Annotated in this window: 20 protein-coding genes and 2 tRNA genes; 9 read left to right on the top strand and 13 right to left on the bottom strand. The window is 58.7% G+C overall.

Features of this window, described 5'->3' with window-relative positions; genetic code table 11:
- Window positions 1–82 precede the first annotated feature (82 nt).
- Genes murD through mraZ form a run of 9 tightly spaced genes read right to left on the bottom strand, consistent with a single transcriptional unit; the run spans window position 83 to window position 9,668 of the window.
- Entirely contained in the window at window positions 83–1,477 is a 1,395-nt protein-coding gene (murD, locus tag ACR0DE_RS07675; protein WP_170564422.1) for a UDP-N-acetylmuramoyl-L-alanine--D-glutamate ligase, read from the bottom strand.
- Window positions 1,478–1,490: 13 nt separating this feature from the next.
- Window positions 1,491–2,021 carry an AAA family ATPase gene (locus ACR0DE_RS07670; RefSeq protein ID WP_480752444.1) on the bottom strand — a complete coding sequence of 177 codons (531 nt, stop codon included), beginning with the start codon at window positions 2,019–2,021 and terminating at the stop codon, window positions 1,491–1,493.
- A complete protein-coding gene (mraY, locus tag ACR0DE_RS07665) occupies window positions 2,018–3,100 on the bottom strand; it encodes a phospho-N-acetylmuramoyl-pentapeptide-transferase (protein WP_480752443.1) in 1,083 nt (360 codons plus the stop codon). The genes ACR0DE_RS07670 and mraY overlap by 4 nt, the downstream gene beginning before the upstream one ends.
- Window positions 3,100–4,518 (bottom strand): UDP-N-acetylmuramoyl-tripeptide--D-alanyl-D-alanine ligase, encoded by a 1,419-nt coding sequence (locus ACR0DE_RS07660; protein ID WP_480752442.1) that lies wholly within the window; start codon window positions 4,516–4,518, stop codon window positions 3,100–3,102. Before ACR0DE_RS07660 ends, mraY begins: the two co-directional genes overlap by 1 nt.
- Window positions 4,515–5,996 carry a UDP-N-acetylmuramoyl-L-alanyl-D-glutamate--2,6-diaminopimelate ligase gene (locus ACR0DE_RS07655; RefSeq protein ID WP_170420816.1) on the bottom strand — a complete coding sequence of 494 codons (1,482 nt, stop codon included), beginning with the start codon at window positions 5,994–5,996 and terminating at the stop codon, window positions 4,515–4,517. The genes ACR0DE_RS07660 and ACR0DE_RS07655 overlap by 4 nt, the downstream gene beginning before the upstream one ends.
- Before the next feature lie 22 nt (window positions 5,997–6,018).
- Window positions 6,019–7,806 (bottom strand): peptidoglycan D,D-transpeptidase FtsI family protein, encoded by a 1,788-nt coding sequence (locus ACR0DE_RS07650; RefSeq protein WP_480752441.1) that lies wholly within the window; start codon window positions 7,804–7,806, stop codon window positions 6,019–6,021.
- The gene (gene ftsL / locus ACR0DE_RS07645; protein ID WP_170392057.1) at window positions 7,803–8,171 is read right to left on the bottom strand and encodes a cell division protein FtsL; all 369 of its coding nucleotides are present in this window, start codon (window positions 8,169–8,171) and stop codon (window positions 7,803–7,805) included. Before ftsL ends, ACR0DE_RS07650 begins: the two co-directional genes overlap by 4 nt.
- Window positions 8,168–9,160 carry a 16S rRNA (cytosine(1402)-N(4))-methyltransferase RsmH gene (gene rsmH, locus ACR0DE_RS07640; protein ID WP_480752579.1) on the bottom strand — a complete coding sequence of 331 codons (993 nt, stop codon included), beginning with the start codon at window positions 9,158–9,160 and terminating at the stop codon, window positions 8,168–8,170. Before rsmH ends, ftsL begins: the two co-directional genes overlap by 4 nt.
- A gap of 4 nt (window positions 9,161–9,164) precedes the next feature.
- Window positions 9,165–9,668, bottom strand: coding sequence for a division/cell wall cluster transcriptional repressor MraZ (gene mraZ / locus ACR0DE_RS07635; protein ID WP_170401403.1), 504 nt, complete (start codon window positions 9,666–9,668; stop codon window positions 9,165–9,167).
- A gap of 897 nt (window positions 9,669–10,565) precedes the next feature.
- Here mraZ and ACR0DE_RS07630 point away from each other — a divergent pair.
- Window positions 10,566–10,790 carry a DUF1127 domain-containing protein gene (locus tag ACR0DE_RS07630; RefSeq protein WP_480752440.1) on the top strand — a complete coding sequence of 75 codons (225 nt, stop codon included), beginning with the start codon at window positions 10,566–10,568 and terminating at the stop codon, window positions 10,788–10,790.
- A 375-nt stretch (window positions 10,791–11,165) separates the two neighbouring features.
- Complete coding sequence (locus ACR0DE_RS07625) at window positions 11,166–11,456, top strand: DUF1330 domain-containing protein (RefSeq protein WP_480752439.1); 291 nt, start codon at window positions 11,166–11,168, stop codon at window positions 11,454–11,456.
- A 3-nt stretch (window positions 11,457–11,459) separates the two neighbouring features.
- Here ACR0DE_RS07625 and ACR0DE_RS07620 read toward each other — a convergent pair whose 3' ends face one another.
- Window positions 11,460–13,856: an ATP-dependent helicase gene (locus ACR0DE_RS07620; RefSeq protein ID WP_480752438.1), complete on the bottom strand. Its 2,397-nt coding sequence runs from the start codon at window positions 13,854–13,856 to the stop codon at window positions 11,460–11,462.
- A 293-nt stretch (window positions 13,857–14,149) separates the two neighbouring features.
- Between ACR0DE_RS07620 and ACR0DE_RS07615 the strand changes: the two genes are divergently transcribed.
- Entirely contained in the window at window positions 14,150–17,587 is a 3,438-nt protein-coding gene (locus ACR0DE_RS07615) for a pyruvate carboxylase (protein WP_170420808.1), read from the top strand.
- A 71-nt stretch (window positions 17,588–17,658) separates the two neighbouring features.
- Window positions 17,659–18,042, top strand: a complete 384-nt coding sequence (locus ACR0DE_RS07610) for an MAPEG family protein (RefSeq protein ID WP_480752437.1) — start codon at window positions 17,659–17,661, stop codon at window positions 18,040–18,042.
- A 6-nt stretch (window positions 18,043–18,048) separates the two neighbouring features.
- Here ACR0DE_RS07610 and ACR0DE_RS07605 read toward each other — a convergent pair whose 3' ends face one another.
- Window positions 18,049–18,231: a hypothetical protein gene (locus tag ACR0DE_RS07605; RefSeq protein WP_480752436.1), complete on the bottom strand. Its 183-nt coding sequence runs from the start codon at window positions 18,229–18,231 to the stop codon at window positions 18,049–18,051.
- 119 nt (window positions 18,232–18,350) lie between these two features.
- Between ACR0DE_RS07605 and ACR0DE_RS07600 the strand changes: the two genes are divergently transcribed.
- The 3 genes from ACR0DE_RS07600 to ACR0DE_RS07590 all read left to right on the top strand — a co-directional run bounded on the left by ACR0DE_RS07600 (window position 18,351) and on the right by ACR0DE_RS07590 (window position 19,485).
- Window positions 18,351–18,425: transfer RNA gene (locus ACR0DE_RS07600), tRNA-Gly, on the top strand.
- A gap of 33 nt (window positions 18,426–18,458) precedes the next feature.
- Window positions 18,459–18,533 (top strand) — tRNA-Gly (locus ACR0DE_RS07595).
- Between the two features lie 85 nt (window positions 18,534–18,618).
- Window positions 18,619–19,485, top strand: coding sequence for a GNAT family N-acetyltransferase (locus ACR0DE_RS07590; RefSeq protein WP_480752435.1), 867 nt, complete (start codon window positions 18,619–18,621; stop codon window positions 19,483–19,485).
- On the opposite strand, the gene ACR0DE_RS07585 is transcribed toward ACR0DE_RS07590, so the two are convergent.
- Complete coding sequence (locus ACR0DE_RS07585; RefSeq protein WP_170325761.1) at window positions 19,482–19,721, bottom strand: Lrp/AsnC family transcriptional regulator; 240 nt, start codon at window positions 19,719–19,721, stop codon at window positions 19,482–19,484. The genes ACR0DE_RS07590 and ACR0DE_RS07585 overlap by 4 nt on opposite strands.
- Window positions 19,722–19,875: 154 nt before the next feature.
- On the opposite strand from ACR0DE_RS07585, the gene hisB reads away from it, so the two are divergent.
- Both hisB and hisH read left to right on the top strand, forming a co-directional pair.
- Entirely contained in the window at window positions 19,876–20,463 is a 588-nt protein-coding gene (gene hisB, locus ACR0DE_RS07580) for an imidazoleglycerol-phosphate dehydratase HisB (protein WP_480537012.1), read from the top strand.
- The gene (gene hisH, locus ACR0DE_RS07575; protein WP_170401427.1) at window positions 20,464–21,102 is read left to right on the top strand and encodes an imidazole glycerol phosphate synthase subunit HisH; all 639 of its coding nucleotides are present in this window, start codon (window positions 20,464–20,466) and stop codon (window positions 21,100–21,102) included. It abuts the gene before it with no gap.
- A 3-nt stretch (window positions 21,103–21,105) separates the two neighbouring features.
- Here the strand turns inward: hisH and ACR0DE_RS07570 are convergent, their stop codons facing one another.
- A complete protein-coding gene (locus ACR0DE_RS07570) occupies window positions 21,106–21,507 on the bottom strand; it encodes a DUF2147 domain-containing protein (protein WP_170563813.1) in 402 nt (133 codons plus the stop codon).
- Window positions 21,508–21,527 lie beyond the last annotated feature (20 nt).

The raw sequence follows: 21,527 nt of genomic DNA, 5'->3' as shown, positions 1-21,527 counted from the left end.
GCAAAAACCAATGCAGGCAGTGCGTCAAGCAGATAGGCCCACAGCTTCGCCGAACCGGCGATCTATTGCAAACGCATTGCTTTCAGAGGCGTTTTTTAACCTGAACCACGAAGTCATCGCCACGTTGTTCGAAGTTGTCATACTGGTCGAAACTGGCCGCAGCAGGTGCCAATAGAACGGTTTCACCGGGCTGCGCATCGGCCATGGCCTGCATAACCGCCGCTTCCATAGTGGTGCAGACTTGCGCATCGGCCTGCAACTGCATTGCAAAGCTCGCCGCCTCACGCCCGATGACGTAGGCCTTGATTACGTGGTCCCCTGCCCCGTTCAGCGCCTCAAGCCCGCCTTCTTTCTCAAGCCCGCCACAGATCCAACGTATCTTCTTGAACGCGCTCAAGGCTTTGAGGGCGCTATCTACGTTGGTGGCTTTCGAGTCATTCACATAGGTCACGCCGTCCGCCTCGGCGATGATCTGACTGCGGTGCGGCAGACCCGGGAAGCTGTGCAGCGCGTCTTCGATCACGCGCGGAGCAAGGCCCAGCGAACGGCAGGCGGCATAGGCGGCGCAGGCGTTCTGGTGATTATGCGCACCGGGCAGGCCCTTGATCTCACGCAGGTCGATCGATCCGGCCTGTCGGCCCTTGCGGTATTCCGACAGGAAACCCTTGCGGGCAAAGACCTGCCAACCCGACCCGGTCAGCTTGCGCGCCACCGAGACGCGGATCACCCGGTCATCCGACGGCCCCTCGGCCAGTTGCCCGGCCAGAAACGCGCCCTCGGCCTCATCTATCCCGATCACGGCGCGGTCTGGGCCTCCTTCGGCGAACAGGCGACGTTTGGCGGCAAAGTAACCACCCATTCCACCATGTCGATCCAAGTGATCAGGTGAAAGATTGGTGAAAACCGCCACATCCGGCGTCAGTGCGCGGGCCAGTTCGGTCTGGTAGCTCGATAGCTCCAGTACCACGACCGATCCATCGCCACCTGGGTCGATGTCCAGCACGCCGCGCCCAATGTTACCCGCCAGTTGTGAGTCGCGCCCGGCCTCGGTCAGGATATGTTGGATCAACGCAGCGGTGGTTGATTTGCCATTCGATCCCGTCACCGCGATGACGCGCGGTGGGATGTCGTAGTTGTTCCATTCAGGGCCTGCGAAAGAGCGAAAGAACAGACCTATGTCATTGTCGACCGGAACTCCGGCTTCCAACGCAGCGGCCACAACCGGGTTCGGCGCGGGGTAGAGATGAGGGATGCCGGGCGAGACAATTAGTGCGGCAATATCGTCAAACGCCCCGTGGCGGCGCAGATCGACACACGAGAATCCCTCGACCTCTGCCGCTTCACGCGCGGCGGGGTTGTCATCCCAGCAGATCGGCTCAGCCCTGCCAGCGCGCAGCGCTCGTGCGGTGGTCAGACCCGACCGACCTAACCCCAGAACCGCTACTTTCTGCCCTGAAAACCCTTTGACCGGGATCATTGCCATACACCTTCTATCCGAGCCGTTCTTCCAGCCAGTCCGCCCGCCAAGCGACTGGCCCTTTTGGAACGTTTTCTATTACGAACCCATAGTCTGGTAACCGGTCGCACAATGCATCGTATTCCGCAATAGCTGCGGCCAAGTTGTGCCGCCGGTCATCATTCTGTTCGAATATCTCAGGCCAAGGAGGAAAGAGAAACACGCATGGGTCGTAGCCCAAGTGCAGTATCTGTTCACGCACTTTGGTCTCCAACGGAGTACCGGTTCGATCAAACCAAATCAGCGCGTCCAATGCCGAACGATCAAATAGCACAAGATCATCTTTGGCATTGCTGAAGTCAGATATCGCAAGTTCAATGATCCTGCGGCAGAATACCTCGGAGTTGACCCAAGGCAGAGCGCGACCACCACCTTGTCTTTCCTCGGCAATGACACGACGACCCGGCTCGGAAACTGTTGAATATCCGCGTCGGGCCATCTCCTCCAGCAGTGTTGATTTGCCACCACCGGAGCATCCAGAAAGCACGATGCAACGCGGGCTCATCTGACTTTCAGCGTCGCCAGCCCGATCATCGCTAAGATCAGTGAAATGATCCAGAACCGGATCACGATGGTGGGTTCAGCCCAGCCCTTTTTCTCATAATGGTGATGGATCGGCGCCATCAGGAACACGCGCTTTCCGGTCCGTTTGAAATATAGAACCTGGATGATCACACTTAAAGCTTCAACCACGAACAGCCCGCCCACGACTGCCAATACCAACTCGTGTTTGGTAGCCACGGCAATCGCGCCCAGCGCACCACCCAGAGCCAGTGATCCGGTATCACCCATGAAAACCGCCGCCGGAGGGGCGTTGTACCACAAGAATCCCAGCCCCGCACCAAACAGCGCTGAAGTGAAGATGAAGATTTCACCGGTGCCAGGCACATAGTGAACATCAAGATACTCGGTGAAGTCGACCCGCCCAACCGCATAGGCAATCACACCAAGGGTCGAGGCCGCGATCATCGCGGGCATGATCGCCAGCCCGTCCAGACCATCTGTCAGGTTCACCGCGTTGGCCGCACCCACAATGACGATCACCGCAAAGGGGATATAGAAAAGGCCAAGATTGATCAGCGTATCCTTGAACACCGGCAGAGCCAGTTGGTTTTGCAAATCGCTGGGATGGTGCAGCGTCGCCCAGAGTGACGCCAGCACGGCGATGATGATCCCCAGCGCCAATCGCATTTTACCGGAAACGCCCTTGGTGTTCTGCTTTGAGACCTTGGCATAATCGTCCGCAAAGCCGATGGCCGCATAGGCCAGCGTCACGAACAGTACCATCCAGACATATGGATTGTCCCAGCGCGCCCAGATCAGGGTCGAGGTGACCAGCGCACCCACGATCAGCAGCCCGCCCATGGTAGGGGTTCCAGCCTTGGACAGATGCGCTTCGGGGCTGTCATCGCGGATCGGTTGACCTTTGCCTTGCCGTTTGCGCAATACGTTGATCAAGGGTTTTCCGAACAAAAACCCAAAGATCAGCGCAGTCAGAAAGGCGCCCCCTGCCCGGAAGGTGATATAGCGGAAGAGGTTCCAGAAATCCCCTCCGTCCGACAGGGCGGTTAACCAATAGAGCATTACAAAACCTTTCTCACAATACGGCGGCTCTCTGGCGCGCTGCCATGCCCCATTTGCCGCAGATCGTCAACGATCTGCGCCAGAGCCATGCTGAGAGAGCCCTTGGCCATCACTACATCGCCGCTACGGATCAATTCCGGCAGATGGGCGGCCATCTCATCGCTGGTTTCCGTCCACAACCCGCGCTTGCCCTCGGGCAGAGCCTGATGCAGCGCTTGCATCAACGGGCCGATGCAATGAACCTGATCGACATGCGCCATCGCAGGCACCTCGGCCATGGCGGCGTGCATCGCCTGCTCTTGCGCACCAAGCTCTTTCATGTCGCCCAGAAACGCGATCTTGCGTTTGCCCGCCGACGCAGACAGCACGTCGAGAGCGGCCTCCATCGAGGTTGGATTGGCGTTGTAGCTGTCATCGAGCAGTTCAATCTGCCCGCCATCTGGCAGCGCGATCACCTCGCGCACACCGCGCCCTTTGACCGGAGACCAGCCGCGCAGACCGGCAATCGCCTGATCCAGATCGACCCCCAGCGCGACACAGGCCGCCAGAGCGCCCAGCGCATTCATAGCAAAGTGAGTTCCCGCGGATTGGACATCGAATGTGATGTCTGCGCCGCCGACAATACCGTGTCCCCGCACCGAGTCAGGGCCTTGGAGCACGTTGGTCAGCGCATAGTCCCGCGCCTTGTGGCCAAATTCGACGATCCTTGCACCATGCGCAGCGGCGCAGTCGCGCAAGATGCCCGCGTGTTCGATATCGGCGTTGACGATAGCGGTGCCGCCCTCGGCCAGCCCGTCGAAGATCGCAGCCTTTTCAAAAGCAATACCCGCAACCGAGTCGAAGGCTTCGAGGTGGACGGCGGCTACTGTGGTCACCAGCCCCACATGCGGTTGCGCCTGACGCGCCAGCGGAGCGATTTCGCCCGGATGATTCATGCCGATCTCGATCACCGCGAACTCGGTGTCGCGCGGCATTCGCGCCAGCGTCAAAGGCACGCCCCAATGGTTATTGTAGCTGGCGACGCTGGCATGAGTTTTGCCTTGCGTCTCCAGAATGCTGGCCAGCATTTCCTTGGTCGAGGTTTTACCCACGCTGCCAGTCACCCCCACCACGCGCGCACCTGTCCGGGCGCGAGCCGCCTGCCCCAACGCCTCTAGACCCGTCTGCACATCGTCGACGATCAACAGCGGTGCATCTTCGGGCACGCCTTCGGGAATATGCGACACAAGCGCTGCGCCTGCGCCTTTTTCAAGCGCTTGGGCGACGAAATCATGGCCGTCGCGAGCAGCCTTCAACGCAACGAACAGGTCACCCGGCTGCAGGGTGCGCGTGTCGATGGAGACGCCGTTCACCTGCCAATCGGTGGTGGCGCGCCCGTTGGTGGCCTCTGCGGCCTCGGCTGCGGTCCAGAGCGTCATGCGACCCTCCCGTCCAGCGCGGCAACGCTGATACTGGCCTGTTCCACATCGTCAAAGGGCAGGACCTGATCTCCGACGATCTGGCCGGTTTCGTGTCCCTTGCCCGCAATCAGCAGAGCGTCGCCCGGTTGCAGCGCGTCGATGCCGCGCAGGATGGCCTCGGCCCGGTCGCCGACTTCCGTGGCTTCGGGTGCGCCCAACATGACAGCACCGCGGATGGTGGCCGGGTCTTCGCTGCGCGGGTTGTCATCGGTAACAAAGACCACATCGGCGTTTTCAGCAGCGGCCCGCCCCATCAATGGGCGTTTAGTGGCGTCTCGGTCACCACCTGCACCAACAATGGCGATCAGACGTCCCATGACATGCGGGCGCATCGCCTTCAGTGCAGTGGCCACGGCATCCGGCGTATGCGCGTAATCGACAAACACCGCCGCGCCGTTGTCGCGGGTGGCAGCCAGCTGCATCCGTCCGCGCACGGTGATCAGGTGCGGCAAGGTTTCGAACACGCGGTCGGGGTCCTCGCCCGCCGCGATGACCAATCCGCAAGCCAGCAAAACGTTCTCGGCCTGAAAGCCGCCGATCAGATTCAGGCGGGTTTGATAGGCCTTGCCTTTCCATGAAAAGCGCAAATCCTGCCCGGTCGCGTCAAAGCGTTGATTCAGAAGACAAAGATCAGAACCCTCAGGGCCTACGGTGATGATATTCTGGCCGCGTGCCTCGGCGATCTTGCGCATCTCGGCACCCTTGGGATCGCTAAGGTTGACCACAGCGACCCCGTCTTCGGGCAGCACACGATCAAACAGACCCGCCTTGGCTGCGAAATAAGCTTCGAACGTGTCGTGATAGTCCAGATGATCCTGCGTGAAATTCGAGAACCCGGCAGCGGTCAGATGCACCCCGTCCAAGCGACGCTGTTCAAGCCCGTGCGAGGAGGCCTCCATCGCCGCATGGGTCACGCCATTTTCGGCAGCTTCGGCGAGACAGCGGTGCAGAGTGACCGGCTCGGGTGTTGTATGGGCCAGCGGCGCAGTCCATGCGCCCTCGACCCCAGTGGTGCCCAGGTTGACGGCGGCAAGTCCAAGCTCGGTCCAGATCTGGCGGACGAAACTGGCGACCGAGGTTTTTCCATTGGTGCCGGTGACCGCCACGATAGTCTGCGGTTGCGCGCCAAACCAAAGGGCGGCGGCCCCTGCCAGTGCCTGACGGGGGTCTTCCGTGACGATCAGCGCAGCATCGGATGCGGCCAGTTCGTCGGTGGCGATCTCGGCCCCTTTCGCGTCCGTCAGGATCGCGGCGGCCCCCATGCGCAAGGCGTATTGGATGAAGTCTCCACCATGGACTCGGGTGCCGGGAAGGGCTGCAAAGAGGAAACCGTCTTTGACCTCGCGGCTGTCAACAGCCAGACCGGTGATTTCGGGATTGGCCCCTCCCCGTGCGGTCAGGGCCAGTTCGCTGAGTTTCTTTGACCGATTGCCCATGACCCACCTTTCGCTGGACAGCCTAATTTGAGGTCAGCGTTATAGCAGCGCGCGCCTCAGGCTCAAGCCGGGGTCTGAGACCCAATAGCGGCGCCACCCGTCCAATCAGTTCGGCAGCAACGGGAACGGCAGTCCAACCCGCCGTGCGGCGCTTTTCGCCATAGGCCACGATGGACGGTTCATCCAGCGTGACGATTAGCACATATTTCGGATCATAAGCCGGGAAGATGGTGGCGAAGGTGGCAATCACCTTGTCCTCATAGTACCCGCCACGCGGCTTGGGTTTATCGGCAGTACCGGTTTTTCCCGCCACGTCGTACCCTTTGACATCACCAAAGCTGGCGGTGCCATCCGTGACCACTTTGCGTAGCATATTTTGCGCCTGCTTGGCGGTGTTTTCGGACATCACGCGAGGACCGTATTGCGGGCCATTGCGGCGCAAGATCGTGGGGCTGACATAGTACCCGCCATTGGCAATCGCTGCGTAACCAGCGGCCAGATGCATGGGGCTGGTCGAAAGGCCGTGGCCATAAGAAATCGTCACGGTGCTCAACTCACCCCATTTCTTGGGCTTGAGCGGTTGCCCGCCCTTGGCCTCGACAATCTCGAATGGGGTTGGGTCGAACATGCCTAGCGCGTTCAGAAAATCCTGTTGCCGGTCGGCCCCGATTTGCAAGGCCAGCCGCCCGGTGCCTCGGTTCGAGCTGTACTTGATTACATCCGAGACACTGATCTCACCATAATTCTTGCCGTTAAACTCGCCAATCGGGAAGCGCCCGATTTTCATTGGGCCGGAAGTGTCAATGATGGTGTTGGATTTCACCAGACCTAGCTGCACCGCCTGCGCGGCGGTGAAGATTTTGAACACCGAACCCAGCTCATAGACACCCTGTACGTAGCGATTGAACAGCGGGCTGTCCGAGGGATCGAAGCCCGAGGTCGGCGGGCGCGGACGGTCATTGGGGTCAAAAGACGGCAACGACGCGGCCGAGACGACCTCGCCCGTATGGGCGTTCATCAGAACCGCCGAGGCTCCTTTGGCGTTCATGATCTTCATGCCGCCATATAGCACCTGTTCTACCGCCGCTTGAACGGTCAGATCCAGCGACAGTTGCAGCGGCTTGTTGCCGTTGGCCGGGTCGCGCAGATAGCCGTCGAACTGTTTTTCGACGCCAGCTACGCCGATCACCTCAGCTGCGCTGACACCTTCGCGGCCAAAGCCCGAGCCGCCCAGAATATGCGCCGCGAGTCTGCCATTGGGATATAGCCGCATTTCGCGCGGGCCGAACAGGATGCCGGGATCTCCGATGTCATGCACCGCCTGCTTCTGCTCGGGCGAGATGCGCTTCTTGATCCACAGGAATTTTCGCTTACCGGTGAAGTCTTTGACCAAACGCTCTTTTTCCAGATCAGGGAAAATAGCGACCAGTTGCTCGGCTGCGGCGATCGGGTCAATCATCAGCGGTGGCTGCGCATAGACAGAATAGGTGTCCAGATTGGTCGCCAGAATACGGCCTTCGCGATCCACGATATTGGCGCGTTGCATGGCGATGGAGGCCCCCGGCGCACTTGCCAATGGTTCTTGCGCCTCGGATGTCGCCAGAACGCCCATACGAAAGCCTACGACCGAAAAGGCGCAAAAGAAGAAAAGACCCAACACCAACAGGCGGCCCTCGGCGCGTGCCCGGGCGCGGTCTTTCATGTCTTCGTGGCGTTTGCGGATGTTCTCTCGTTCAATCGCCCTGGGGTTTTCACCCTTTGCACGGGCGTCGAGGATACGGGCCAGAGGGCGAAGTGGTGTACGGGTCATGGAACCTGCACCTCGATCAGTGCCTGAATGTCAGTGACGTCCTGTATTTCAAGCGGGTCGACGATGGGCAGATCCGGGTCCTCGCCATAGGAAATCTGATCGGCGCGACCAAACTGCTCAGCCCGCAGAGGCAGCAAGCTGAGACGTTCGAAATTCAAGTCCGCCAGCTCACGCAAACGATCAGGCCGGTTTAGATAGGCCCATTCGGCATTCAGCACGGCGAGTCGCGCCTGCGCCATACCGATCTGGCCTTGCAGCGACTGCGTTTCCTTCAGCACCTGCTGCGTGCGGTAGTTCTCTTGATAAGCCCAAAGCGCCAACCCGAACACGGACAGTGCAGTCAACACATACAGAATACTCTTCATCTTGCCCTTCCCCCCAATTGCGGCATGCCGATGGCCCGGGCCTCAATTTTCCCTGCCGGGGCATCCGTTCTTTTCGCGACACGCAATTTTGCAGAGCGTGCACGTGGGTTTTCTTCAAGTTCCTGCTCATCCGGCCCAACGGCCTTGCGGGTCTTGAGTGTGAATTGCGGCTTCTCCTGCTCCATCTCAGGCGCATAACGGTTGGCGCGTCCGGTTTTGCCCGCGCGCGATTGGAAGAACCGCTTCACCATCCGGTCTTCTATGGAATGGAAAGTCACAACGGCCAGTTGCCCCCCCGGCTTCAAAGCGCGCTCGGCGGCCATAAGCCCCTGAAACAGTTCTTGGTATTCTGCGTTCACCGCGATCCGTAGCCCCTGAAAGCTGCGCGTCGCCGGGTGCGATTGGCCCGGTTTGGGGCGCGGCAGGCAGGATTCGATAATCTCGACCAGCCGCAGAGTTGTTGTGATCGGTTCTTCGGCCCGCGCCTTGACGATGGCCTTTGCTATACGACGACTGGCGCGTTCCTCACCGAAATGGAACAGGATGTCGGCCAATTGCGTCTCGGTTGCCGTATTCACCAGATCAGCTGCGCTTTCACCGTCCTGGCTCATCCGCATGTCGAGCGGGCCATCTTTCATGAAGGAAAAACCGCGTTCAGCCCGATCCAACTGCATGGATGAGACACCAAGATCCAGCACCACGCCGTCCAAATCCTGTGCATATTCATCCATACGAGAGAACACGCCCTGCTGCATCACCAACCGATCACCGTATTCCCCAGCCCAGTTAGCGGCCATTTCAAATGCCAGTGGGTCGCGATCGACGCTAATGACTTTCTCGGCCCCGGCCTCCAGCAACGCACGAGTATAGCCGCCTGCGCCGAATGTGCCGTCCAGCCAGGCACCGGATACCGGCGCCACAGCGGCCAGCAACGGGCGCAGCAGTACGGGGATATGAGGTTTGTCCGATGAGGTCTGAGCGCCGGCCATGCCGTCACCCATCCCCGATGCCATCGAGATACTGCATCGGATCGAAGTCATCTGGCAGATCGTCCAGCCATTCCTCGGTGGTGGCCAGTTCTTCGGCCTCGTATGTCTCGGGCTTCCAGATCTGGAAGGTATCACCGGCAGCGATAAAGAACGCCTCGTTCTCAAGGTCGATCTTGTTGCGCAGCTTTGCGGGCAGCACCAAACGACCCGTTTCGTCCACATTGGTCGGGAAGGACTGACCGTGGAACATCCGCTGAAGCATCCGACGCTGCATCGAGCCACGTGGCAGCGCATCGATCTTGGCATCCACCTCGTCGATCGCTTCCATGGTGTAACATTCAAGGTATTTGCGGCGGTGGTCGCCATAGACAATCACGAGTTCAGGATTGTCACCGGGTTGCCAGCTGGGGTCCGAGGCCTCAAGCACACGACGAAACGAGGCCGGGATCGAGACCCTGCCCTTCGTATCCACCTTATGCTGGCTTTCGCCTCTAAACCTGCGCGCCAAGACGACTGTCCCTTTCGCTTGCGCCCCACCTCAAAATTCACGTTCCCCCGGAAGTAAAACGGCGGGTTGATCTGCTGCCACTGATCAACCCGCCGCATTGACCCGCTTTGCGGGATGTCCAGCTGCGCGCGCCACCTGGGGGGATGTCTGCTCGCCCGCGCGCCGGATCTGTTAAGTGATGAAAGCGAGATGCCTGTATGAAACCTGTTTTTGTATTTTTGGTTCGGGGTCGTTTGGCGCCCCTCAACTGTCCTCGCCCTCATCGGGTACATAAGGGATGCCATGGGAATTCATGGAAATCAATAGGAAATTTGCATAGAGAGGCCTGATGCAGACTTCAGATCAAGACTAATGCAATCGATACTTGGATCAAATACGCCACAAATTGTGCCCCAGGTGCTTACTGACACTAAATATGTAAGAATTGACGCCTAAATTATTCCTCCCATGAATTCCCAATAATTTTCAGAATTATGGATCATTTGGCGCAGATACCCATTCTTGGCAGCCGAAGAGGACGAATCACGGTCCCCTTACAGGCCATTCCCATAGGTGACCCATGCTTTCCCATAGCACCTTCACCCCAGGCGCCGGACCTGCGGTGAGAAGATTTGCCCCTCTTGAGTTGACACAACATGCCCAAACAAACACCAATTCCGCTCAATAGATAAGCGGTCACCATCACAGGTCTGGACACACGAAACGTCAACCACACGTGAAAACCAGTATTTTAAAGACAATTATTGGGGCGTACCGGATTATCCTGCCAATCCATGCATTTGCTGCATAGCAGCATTGACGACGCGAACTATTGTGCAATCGCAGCATTTGCCTATCTTCAGTCTCAAGCAAACGCCGGACGATACCGGCAACAGTAAGAATGAACGGATCATGAAGATGGCAGTCGCAAGCACACAAACAGCCCTGAAAGGCACACCGGCATATGGAATCTCAACGCTGGTTGAGACCGTAAAAACCCGGGTTGCTCGTTATCGCCTGTACCGTCAGACAGTCAACGAATTGTCGGGACTGTCAGATCGGGAATTGGCTGATCTTGGCTTGCACCGCTCGATGATCCGCCGGCTGGCCCAACAGGCCACCGAAGAGCAGATCGCGCGGTAAGCGCAACAAGAACACCGAGATCAGGTCCGTCTTCCTCCCTTTCGGACCTGTATTTCAGCGGCAGCGTCTCTCCTCCTCCCTGACGTTGCCGCACCTAATACCGGCCCTGACCGCCGGAACCTGATACATCGGGGCTCTCCTCCTCCCTGCCTCGATGTTGAAAGCGCGCGGCGACGTCTTCCTCCTCCCTGACGTCGCCGCGTCTTCCTCATACCGGGATCAAACCCGGGTTCGGATACATCGGGGCTTCCTCCTCCCTGCCCTGATGTAGAAAAGAACGGCGGTTCCCCTCCTCCTCCCTGGGAACCGCCGTTTTTCGTTTTTTTGCGCACAAGATGTAGGCTGGGGTCGTGAACGCTTTGTCAGGAGTCTCCCATGACCGCTTATTTCATCGCCCAGATTTCCATTCATGACCCGGATGGGTACCAGAAATACCTCGAAGGATTCATGCCGATCTTTGACCGGCATGGCGGAAGGCTTCTGACCGTATCCTCAAAACCCGTTGAAGTGATCGAAGGCAGTTGGGAAGAAGATGGTATCGTCCTGATGGAGTTTCCGGATATGGCTGCCGCAAACGCGTGGAAGGACGATCCGGACTATGTCGAATTAGCCAAGATCAGGCAAAAAACGGCGACGGCGAATCTTGTGCTGGTCGAAGGGTTGTGAGCGTCAGAACGGCACGTCATCCTTGTTGGTCAGAAAGCGCGAGACCACTTTCTTGACCCCTGCCTTGTCGAAATCGACCTCGACTTTATCGCCTTCGATGCCGATCACTGCGCCATAGCCGAATTTCTGGTGAAACACTCGCTCGCCCAGCGTAAAGCTGGCCACGGCTGTCGCATCAATCACAGTATTCCGGCTTTCTTTTGGCTGAGACATGCCATATTGCCCCTGCCGCGCCTGCATCCGCTTCCAGCCCGGAGAGTTATAGACATTCGCCTCGGCTGCGCGGGTTTCGATCCCGGCTGCCTGCTGACCACCCCCATAGAGCCCCGGAGGTGTCAGCACTTCCACATGATCTTCGGGCAACTCATCAATGAACCGGGACGGCATCGAATTCTGCCATTGTCCGAACACCCGTCGGTTGGCTGCAAAGGAAATCGTACAGACTTCTTCTGCACGGGTAATACCGACATAGGCCAGCCTTCGTTCTTCTTCGAGGCCTTTGAGACCGGATTCGTCCATCGAACGCTGAGAGGGGAACAATCCATCCTCCCACCCCGGAAGGAAAACCGCGGGAAACTCCAGCCCCTTGGCCGCGTGCAGCGTCATGATCGAGACTTTGGCCCCGTCGCTGTCCTGCTCGTTATCCATCACCAGACTGACATGCTCCAGAAACCCTTGCAGGTTTTCGAAATTGTCCAGCTGATTGACCAGTTCTTTTAGGTTTTCCAGCCGCCCCGGCGCCTCGGGCGTCTTTTCGTTCTGCCAATGCGCGGTATAGCCGGATTCGTCCAAGACGATCTGCGCCAGCTCGATATGCGTATGCTCGGGCGCGCCGTATCGGATCGGTGAAACACCGTCATCAATCACCGTATCATCGTCCACCTCGATCCGAGGCCCACGCGTCATTGCATTCCACCGCGCCAACCCGTCGATCAGTTCGCGCAGCGCCTTGCCACCCTTGCCCTTGATCAGGCTGTTATCGACCGCGATCCGCGCGCCTTCGACCAAAGACATGCCATTCTCGCGCGCCACAACCTGAATCGTCTGCTGCGCTTTGTCGCCGAGGCCGCGTTTGGGCGTGTTTACGATCCGCTCGAACGCCAGATCATCCTCGGGGCTGACCACCAGCCGGAAATAGGCCATGGCATCGCGAATCTCCATCCGCTCGTAGAATCGCGGGCCGCCGATCACCTTGTAAGGCAGACCGATGGTCAAAAACCGATCCTCAAACGCCCGCATCTGGTGCGAGGCGCGCACGAGGATTGCCATCTCATCAAGGTTCATCGGCCGCACACCGCGCGTGCCACCTTGCATAGCGTCGATCTCTTCCCCGATCCAACGCGCTTCTTCCTCGCCATCCCAATGGCCGATCAGACGGACCTTTTCACCCTCTTCGCGGTAGGTCCAAAGCTCTTTGCCCAAGCGGCTTTCATTGCCACGAATGACGTTGGACGCAGCGGCCAGAATATGCGGGGTCGAGCGGTAGTTCTGTTCCAGCCGGACCACGAAGGCGCCAGGGAAGTCCTTTTCGAACCGCAGAATGTTGCCCACCTCGGCCCCGCGCCAGCCATAGATCGACTGGTCATCATCACCAACGCAGCAGATGTTCTTGTGCCCCCCGGCCAGCAGGCGCAGCCAGAGATACTGAGCGACGTTGGTATCCTGATACTCGTCCACAAGGATGTAGCGGAACCAGCGTTGATATTGTTCCAGCACATCCGGGTGGGTTTGGAAAATCGTGACCATGTGCAGCAACAGGTCGCCGAAATCCACCGCATTCAGCTCGCGTAGGCGGGTCTGGTATTGGGCATAAAGCTCGATGCCCTTGTGATTATAGGCCCCCGCATCCGCAGCAGGCACCTTGTCGGGCGTCAGCGCTCGGTTTTTCCAGTCATCGATGATCCCGGCCAGCATCCGAGCGGGCCAGCGCTTGTCGTCAATGTTGGCGGCTTGAGTAAGCTGTTTCAGCAGCCGTTTCTGATCGTCAGTGTCCAAAATTGTGAAGTTCGATTTCAGATCGACCAGTTCCGCATGGCGACGCAGCAGCTTGACGCAAATTGCGTGGAAGGTGCCAAGCCACGGCATCCCCTCAGCGGGTCGGCCCAGCATCCGCCCTACCCGCTCTTTCATCTCTCGCGCGGCCTTATTGGTGAAGGTCACCGCCAGAATCTCATTCTCACGCACCCTATGTGTCCTGAGCAGATGGGTGATCCGAGCGGTCAGAGCTTTTGTTTTGCCCGTGCCCGCACCAGCCAACATCAGCACCGGACCATCCAGCCGCTCAACCGCTTCGCGCTGCGCCGGGTTGAGATCGTTGAGGTACTCAGCCGAGGTCGCAGGCATCGCCCGCGCCGACAACGATGCGCCTTCGAAGGCGTCCATTTCGTCAAAACTGCTCATGCCGGTAAACTACGCCGGATGGGCGCGGAGGGAAAGGGTTTGTTCACGGCTTGTTCGCTCAAATCAAATAGAATCATCCCTCCAAAGGGCGCAGCGAAGATATTCGGGGAAACGGGCATAATCTGCTCTTTTCTACGAGGGATTGATGCCGCAATGCAGCATGTGCAATAAGTTTGCGCAAAAGGGCGGCGTTTGCGAGCGTTAACATGCCGGTTCTACCCAGAACTACATATGTACGTGGCCGTATTGTCCGCCTATGCACAAGGCCACAGCCATTAAGACCGGGACCTGAAATGACAGACTTCAAGAAAATCCTGATTGCCAATCGCGGCGAGATTGCCATCCGTGTGATGCGGGCAGCCAACGAGATGGGCAAGCGCACCGTCGCGGTCTTCGCCGAGGAGGACAAGTTGGGCCTGCACCGGTTCAAGGCGGATGAGGCCTATCGCATTGGCGCAGATCTGGGACCGGTTGCAGCGTATCTGTCGATTGACGAGATCATCCGGGTGGCTAAAGAAAGCGGCGCAGATGCGATCCACCCCGGTTACGGTTTGCTGTCCGAAAACCCGGATTTCGTGGATGCCTGCGTTCAGAACGGTATCACCTTCATCGGACCCAAGGCCGAGACCATGCGCGCGCTTGGCGACAAGGCCAGCGCTCGGAAAGTGGCGATTGCCGCCGACGTTCCGGTTATCCCGGCGACCGAGGTGTTGGGTGACGACATGGCAGCCATCAAGGCCGAGGCAGCCGAGATCGGCTATCCGCTGATGCTGAAAGCGTCTTGGGGCGGTGGCGGACGCGGGATGCGCCCGATCCTGTCCGAGGATGAGCTGGAAGAGAAAGTGCTGGAAGGCCGCCGCGAAGCCGAGGCCGCCTTTGGCAACGGTGAGGGCTATCTGGAAAAGATGATCACCCGTGCCCGCCATGTTGAGGTACAGATTCTCGGCGATAAGCACGGTGAGATCTACCACCTCTATGAACGCGATTGTTCGGTCCAGCGCCGCAACCAGAAGGTCGTGGAACGCGCGCCTGCCCCGTACCTGACTGAAGAACAGCGCGCCGAAATCTGCGAGCTGGGCCGCCGTATCTGCGCCCATGTGAACTATGAATGCGCGGGCACCGTCGAGTTCCTGATGGATATGAACACCGGCAAGTTCTATTTCATCGAAGTGAACCCGCGCGTGCAGGTGGAACACACCGTCACCGAGGAAGTCACCGGCATCGACATCGTGCAGGCTCAGATCCTGATCGCCGAGGGCAAGACCCTGACCGAGGCCACCGGCAAGGCCACGCAGTCCGACATTCGCCTGAACGGCCACGCGCTGCAGACCCGCGTGACCACCGAGGACCCACTAAACAACTTCATCCCCGACTATGGCCGCATCACCGCCTATCGCTCGGCCACCGGCATGGGCATCCGCCTGGATGGCGGCACCGCTTATGCAGGCGGGGTGATCACGCGGTATTATGACTCTCTGCTGACCAAGGTGACCGCTTGGGCCCCAACGCCAGAAAAGGCGATTGCGCGGATGGACCGTGCGCTGCGGGAATTCCGTGTGCGCGGTGTTTCCACCAACATCGCATTTGTCGAAAACCTGCTAAAGCACCCGACTTTCCTGTCGAATGAATACACCACGAAATTCATCGATGAGACACCGGACCTGTTCCAGTTCAAGAAGCGCCGCGACCGGGGCACCAAGGTTCTGAACTATATCGCCGACATCACTGTGAACGGGCATCCCGAAACTAAGGATCGCCCGATGCCGCGCCCCGACCTGAAAGAGGCCAGGCCCCCCGCGCCCAAGGCCGAACCGCAGATGGGCACCCGCAACCTGCTGGAGCAAAAAGGCCCGCAGGCGGTGGCTGACTGGATGAAGGCGCAGCGTCAGCTGCTGATCACCGACACCACCATGCGCGACGGGCACCAGTCGCTGCTGGCAACCCGGATGCGCTCGATCGATATGATCAAAGTAGCACCTAGCTATGCTGCGAACTTGCCGCAGCTATTCAGCGTCGAATGCTGGGGCGGTGCAACCTTCGATGTCGCCTATCGCTTCCTGCAGGAATGCCCTTGGCAGCGCCTGCGTGATCTGCGTGAGGCGATGCCAAACCTGATGACCCAGATGCTGCTGCGCGGGGCGAACGGGGTTGGCTATACCAACTATCCCGATAACGTGGTGCAGGAGTTTGTGCGTCAGGCGGCCAAGGGTGTCGACGTGTTCCGCGTGTTCGATTCGCTGAACTGGGTCGAGAACATGCGCGTCGCCATGGATGCGGTGATCGAGAACAACAAGATCTGTGAAGGCACCGTTTGCTATACCGGCGATATTCTGGACCCGGACCGCGCTAAGTATGACCTCAAATACTATGTCGGCATGGCCAAGGAACTGCGTGACGCGGGCGCACATGTGCTGGGTCTGAAGGATATGGCGGGGCTTCTGAAACCGGCCTCCGCCAAGATCCTGATCCGGGCGCTGAAGGAAGAGGTCGGGCTGCCGATCCATTTCCACACGCACGACACCGCAGGCATTGCAAGCGCCACCATTCTGGCCGCCTCCGAGGCCGGCGTGGACGCGGTGGATTGCGCGATGGACAGTTTCAGCGGCAACACCTCTCAGGCAACGCTCGGCACCGTGGTCGAGGCGTTGCGCCATACCGAGCGTGACACCGGACTAGACATCAAAGCCATCCGTGAAATCAGCGATTACTTCGAGGCAGTGCGCGGCCAGTACGCGGCCTTCGAGTCCAGCCTGCAGGCCCCGGCCTCCGAGGTGTATCTGCACGAAATGCCTGGTGGTCAGTTTACCAACCTCAAGGCACAGGCGCGTTCGCTTGGACTGGAAGAACGCTGGCACGAGGTTGCTCAGATGTATGCGGACGTGAACCAGATGTTCGGCGATATCGTCAAGGTGACGCCGTCGTCCAAGGTGGTCGGTGATATGGCGTTGATGATGGTCAGCCAGAACATGACCCGTGCGCAGGTCGAAGACCCGAACACTGATGTCGCCTTCCCCGACTCGGTGGTGGACATGATGCGCGGCAATCTGGGTCAGCCTCCGGGCGGGTTCCCCGATACCATCATCCAGAAGGTCCTGAAGGACGAGGCCCCCAACACCGAACGCCCCGGCAAGCATGTCGAAGCGGTCGATCTCGAGGCCACCCGCGCCGATTTGTCCAAACAGCTTGAGGGCAAAGAGATCGATGACGAGGACCTGAACGGATATCTGATGTATCCCAAGGTGTTCCTCGACTATATGGGCCGTCACCGCACCTATGGCCCGGTCCGTACCCTCCCCACGCGTACCTTCTTTTACGGCATGGAGCCGGGCGAGGAGATCACCGCCGAGATCGACCCAGGCAAGACGCTGGAGATTCGCTGTCAGGCCATCGGCGAGACGGACGAGAATGGCGAGGTTCGCGTGTTCTTCGAACTCAACGGTCAGCCCCGCGTGATCCGCGTGCCGAACCGTTTGGTGAAAGCATCAACCGCTCAGCGGCCAAAGGCCGAAGTTGGTAACCCCAACCATATCGGCGCGCCAATGCCGGGTGTCGTTGCAACTGTTGCCGCTGTCACAGGTCAAGAAGTCAAAGAAGGCGATCTGCTGCTGACCATCGAAGCGATGAAGATGGAAACAGGTATCCACGCCGAGCGCGACGCTGTGGTCAAGGCCGTTCACGTCCAGCCCGGAGGTCAAATCGACGCCAAGGATCTGCTGGTCGAACTGGAATAACCGGTTTAGCCTTCTAAGCTAATAAGGGCCGTTCGGGGAACCGGGCGGCCCTTTCAACATCAGGAGGCCGCATGCTGACCATCACCCCGATCTACGCCGCGTTGATCGCATTTCTGTACGTCGCACTCAGCGTGAATGTCATTCGGCAACGCCGGACGGGCAAAATATCGGTCGGGGATCATGGCGACAAGGCCATGATCAAGGCAATGCGAACGCATGCGAACTGCGCCGAATACGCTCCCTTTGCTTTGCTGCTTATCGCCATGGTCGAACTGCAAGATGCTGGCGACTGGCTTGTGAACCTGCTGGGGATGTTACTTTTGGCGGGCAGGCTTCTGCACGCTTATGGTTTTGGCAAGACCCCACAGATCATCATCCTGCGCCAGATCGGAATGGGTCTGACCTTTACGGCCATATTGCTGGCGGCCATGGCGAATCTTGTTCTGGCTGTATGAGAACGTTTAGCCCGTCAAAACCTGCGTCTCGATCAAAGGAGCATGCGGGAGGCTAGGCTGCGCCTCTGCCAGTGTTTGATCGCTCTGACTGTAGATCACGGTGGTAAGAACAATCAGCGCCGCCAATGCCGCCATTTTAATGTCTGCAATATCTTTCATTTCCTCTGCCCAATCCCTTATTTCGTTCATTGCTATATCTCTTGAACACCGCAGCCCCGAATTTCCGTCGAAAGATTTTTTGCTGTTTTTTGTGTTTTTCCGCTTGCAGCCTCGTGTGGGAATTTATACATCCCTCCTCACTCAACGGCGCGGGCGTAGCTCAGGGGTAGAGCATAACCTTGCCAAGGTTAGGGTCGGGCGTTCGAATCGCCTCGCCCGCTCCATTGAGAGGTCTACGGACCATGTAAGTATCTGATGCGGGCGTAGCTCAGGGGTAGAGCATAACCTTGCCAAGGTTAGGGTCGGGCGTTCGAATCGCCTCGCCCGCTCCAGATACCAAACTCTCCGAACATGCTGGTTCTTTCGCGATTGCTGCGGCATCTTTGCTGCACATGAAATTACGACGGAGATGCGGATATGCCCGATTACTTCATTCGCGCCTTAACAGCAGACGAACTTCAAACCGCTGTAGATTGGGCGGGACAGGAAGGCTGGAACCCCGGGCTGCACGACGCGGTCTGTTTTCGCAGTTCGGACCCCGAAGGATTCAAGGGCGGTTTCCTGGACGGCCAGATGATCGCGTCCGCATCCGCCGTGAACTACGATGATGCCTACGCGTTCCTAGGCTTCTACATCGTGCGACCCGAGTATCGCGGCTCGGGATACGGATTGCAGGTCGCCGAAGCGGTCAAGGCACATTGCCAGGATCGTAACATGGGCATGGATGGTGTGGTCGAACAGCAGGACAACTATCGGAAATTCGGCTTTGAACTGGCGTATGACAATTATCGATTCGCGGGCACCGTCGGCGGCATCCTGGATGCCCTGGGTCGCGTGGAGGACACTCGGGTTCGTCCGATCAACGCACTAACCGATGATCTAAAGTCGTATGACCGAGGCCTGTTCCCCGCCGCGCGCGACACGTTCTTGCGCGGCTGGTTGGAGGCACCCAGCCACGTTTCGCGGGTGTTTGAGGAAAATGGGCGGATCAAAGGCTATGCAACGTTGCGGCGCTGCCTGAGCGGGTACAAGGTCGGGCCTCTGTTTGCCAACAATCCACAAATCGCGCAGGCGCTTTTGGTTTCCCTTCTGACGACGCTCCCCGCCGATCAGGCAAAGGCCGAGGTATTCATCGACAAGCCTAATCCAAACGCACAAGCCATGGCATTGGCCCAACAGTTGGGGCTGACCAAGGTTTTTGAAACGGGGCGCATGTATTCCAGTCACGCGCCAGACATCGACCTTGACCGGATATATGGCATCTCGACGTTTGAACTGGGCTAGAACGCCTTGAACGTCATCGTGGTCAGCGAGCGTTCGATATTGGGAATCACCAGCAGGTTTTCGTTGATGAAGTGGCCCACATCCTCGGTTTCGGGGATGTAGAGCTTCAGCAGCAGGTCGTATTCGCCGCTCGTGGAATAAAGTTCGGAATGGATTTCACGCAGCGCGATCTCTTCGGCGACTTTGTAAGTGGTACCGGGTTTGCAACGGATCTGAATGAAAACGCAGGTGGACATGGGCCGGGCCTTGTTGGTTCGTGTTGCCCGCAGGCTGGCACGGGCCGCGTCCGGGTGCAATCCCCTGCAACAGTTTGCGACGAAGGCTTAAAGCGGTCTGGATAGGTCGCCCATCCGGGTCTATAAGCGCGCCTGTAGCAAAAGGAATTCGCCCATGCGCAGCGCTAAGATCAGCCGTCAGACCGCCGAAACCGAGATTTCGGTCGAGGTCAATCTGGACGGCACCGGCCAGTATGACAACCAGACCGGCGTCGGGTTCTTTGACCACATGCTGGATCAATTGGCGCGGCATTCGCTGATCAACATGACGATCCGTGCCAAGGGTGATTACCACATCGACGACCACCACACGGTCGAAGACACCGGGATTGCGCTGGGTCAGGCACTGACGCAGGCGCTAGGGGATAAGAAGGGTATTCGTCGCTATGGCGAATGCCATCTGCCCATGGATGACGCACAGGTGCGCTGTGCGTTGGATCTGTCGGGCCGCCCGTTCCTGATCTGGAATGTGGACCTGCCGACGCAAAAGATCGGCACGTTCGACACCGAGCTGGTGCGCGAGTTCTTTCAGGCGCTCAGCACCCATGGCGGGATCACCCTGCATATTGATCAGTTGCATGGCTTCAACAGCCACCACATTGCCGAGGCCGCCTTCAAGGCCGTTGCCCGTGCTTTGCGCGATGCGGTCGAAACCGACCCACGCAAGGCGGATGCGATTCCCTCGACTAAGGGCGCGCTGTAGATGCTGACAGCCATCATTGACTACGAGAGCGGTAACCTGCACTCGGCGGAGAAGGCGTTTCAACGGATGGCCCGCGAACTGGATGCGGGCGAGGTCGTCGTGACATCGGATGCAGATGTTGTCGCGCGGGCTGATCGATTGGTTCTGCCCGGTGATGGCGCTTTCCCGGCATGCGCCGCCGAGTTGCGCGGCCACAAAGGCATCTATGACGCTATGGTAGAAGCCGTCGAGCAGAAAGGCCGCCCGTTTCTGGGCATCTGCGTCGGAATGCAGCTGATGGCGACCAAGGGCCATGAATATGCTGAGACCGACGGTCTGGGCTGGGTCGCAGGTGATGTTGTGAAGATCGAGCCCTCGGACAGCGCGCTCAAGGTGCCACATATGGGCTGGAACGATCTGATTCTGGAAAGCGACCATCCGGTCTTTGACGGGATAAAATCAGGCGATCACGCCTATTTTGTGCACTCCTACCACTTCCGGGTGATGGATCCGGCGCAACGGCTGGCCTATGTGGACTACGGGCAAGAGGTCACGGCCGTGATTGGCCGCGACACTATGGTTGGGATGCAGTTTCACCCTGAGAAAAGCCAAGACGTTGGCCTGCGGATGATCGGCAATTTCCTGACCTGGAAGCCCTGAGATTTACTGAACCCGTGTCCAGACCTGACCCCGGCAGACCAGACCCCCAACGGCACATCCCTTAACGGTCAGTTTGTTCTGGCTGTCCAGCGTCATTTTCGAGCTATAGGTTTTGTCGCGATCCGGGGCCCAGATTTTGCCGTCGTCATAGCTGCCGTTGCCCTCGGGGATCATGTCCCAGATGATCTGCTTGCCAAGGTTTTCGTACTCCAGCTGTTGGTTACCTTGGGCATCAAATGCGCTGTCGATAGTGCCGCAGATGGCGCTGCCACATTCCGAAATCGACACATGCAAATAGCCGCCCGTGTCACCCGGAGCGGTCTTCCACAGCCCGTCTACCGGATCGGCAGCAAAGGCGGTGGTGGCCATCGCAGCGAAGACCGCTGCAAGAGAATATGTCTTCATGGTTATCTCCCTGTCTTTCC

It is taken from the genome of Ruegeria sp. C10 (genome assembly GCF_056537805.1).
This window is presented reverse-complemented; position numbering and strand designations above follow the sequence as displayed.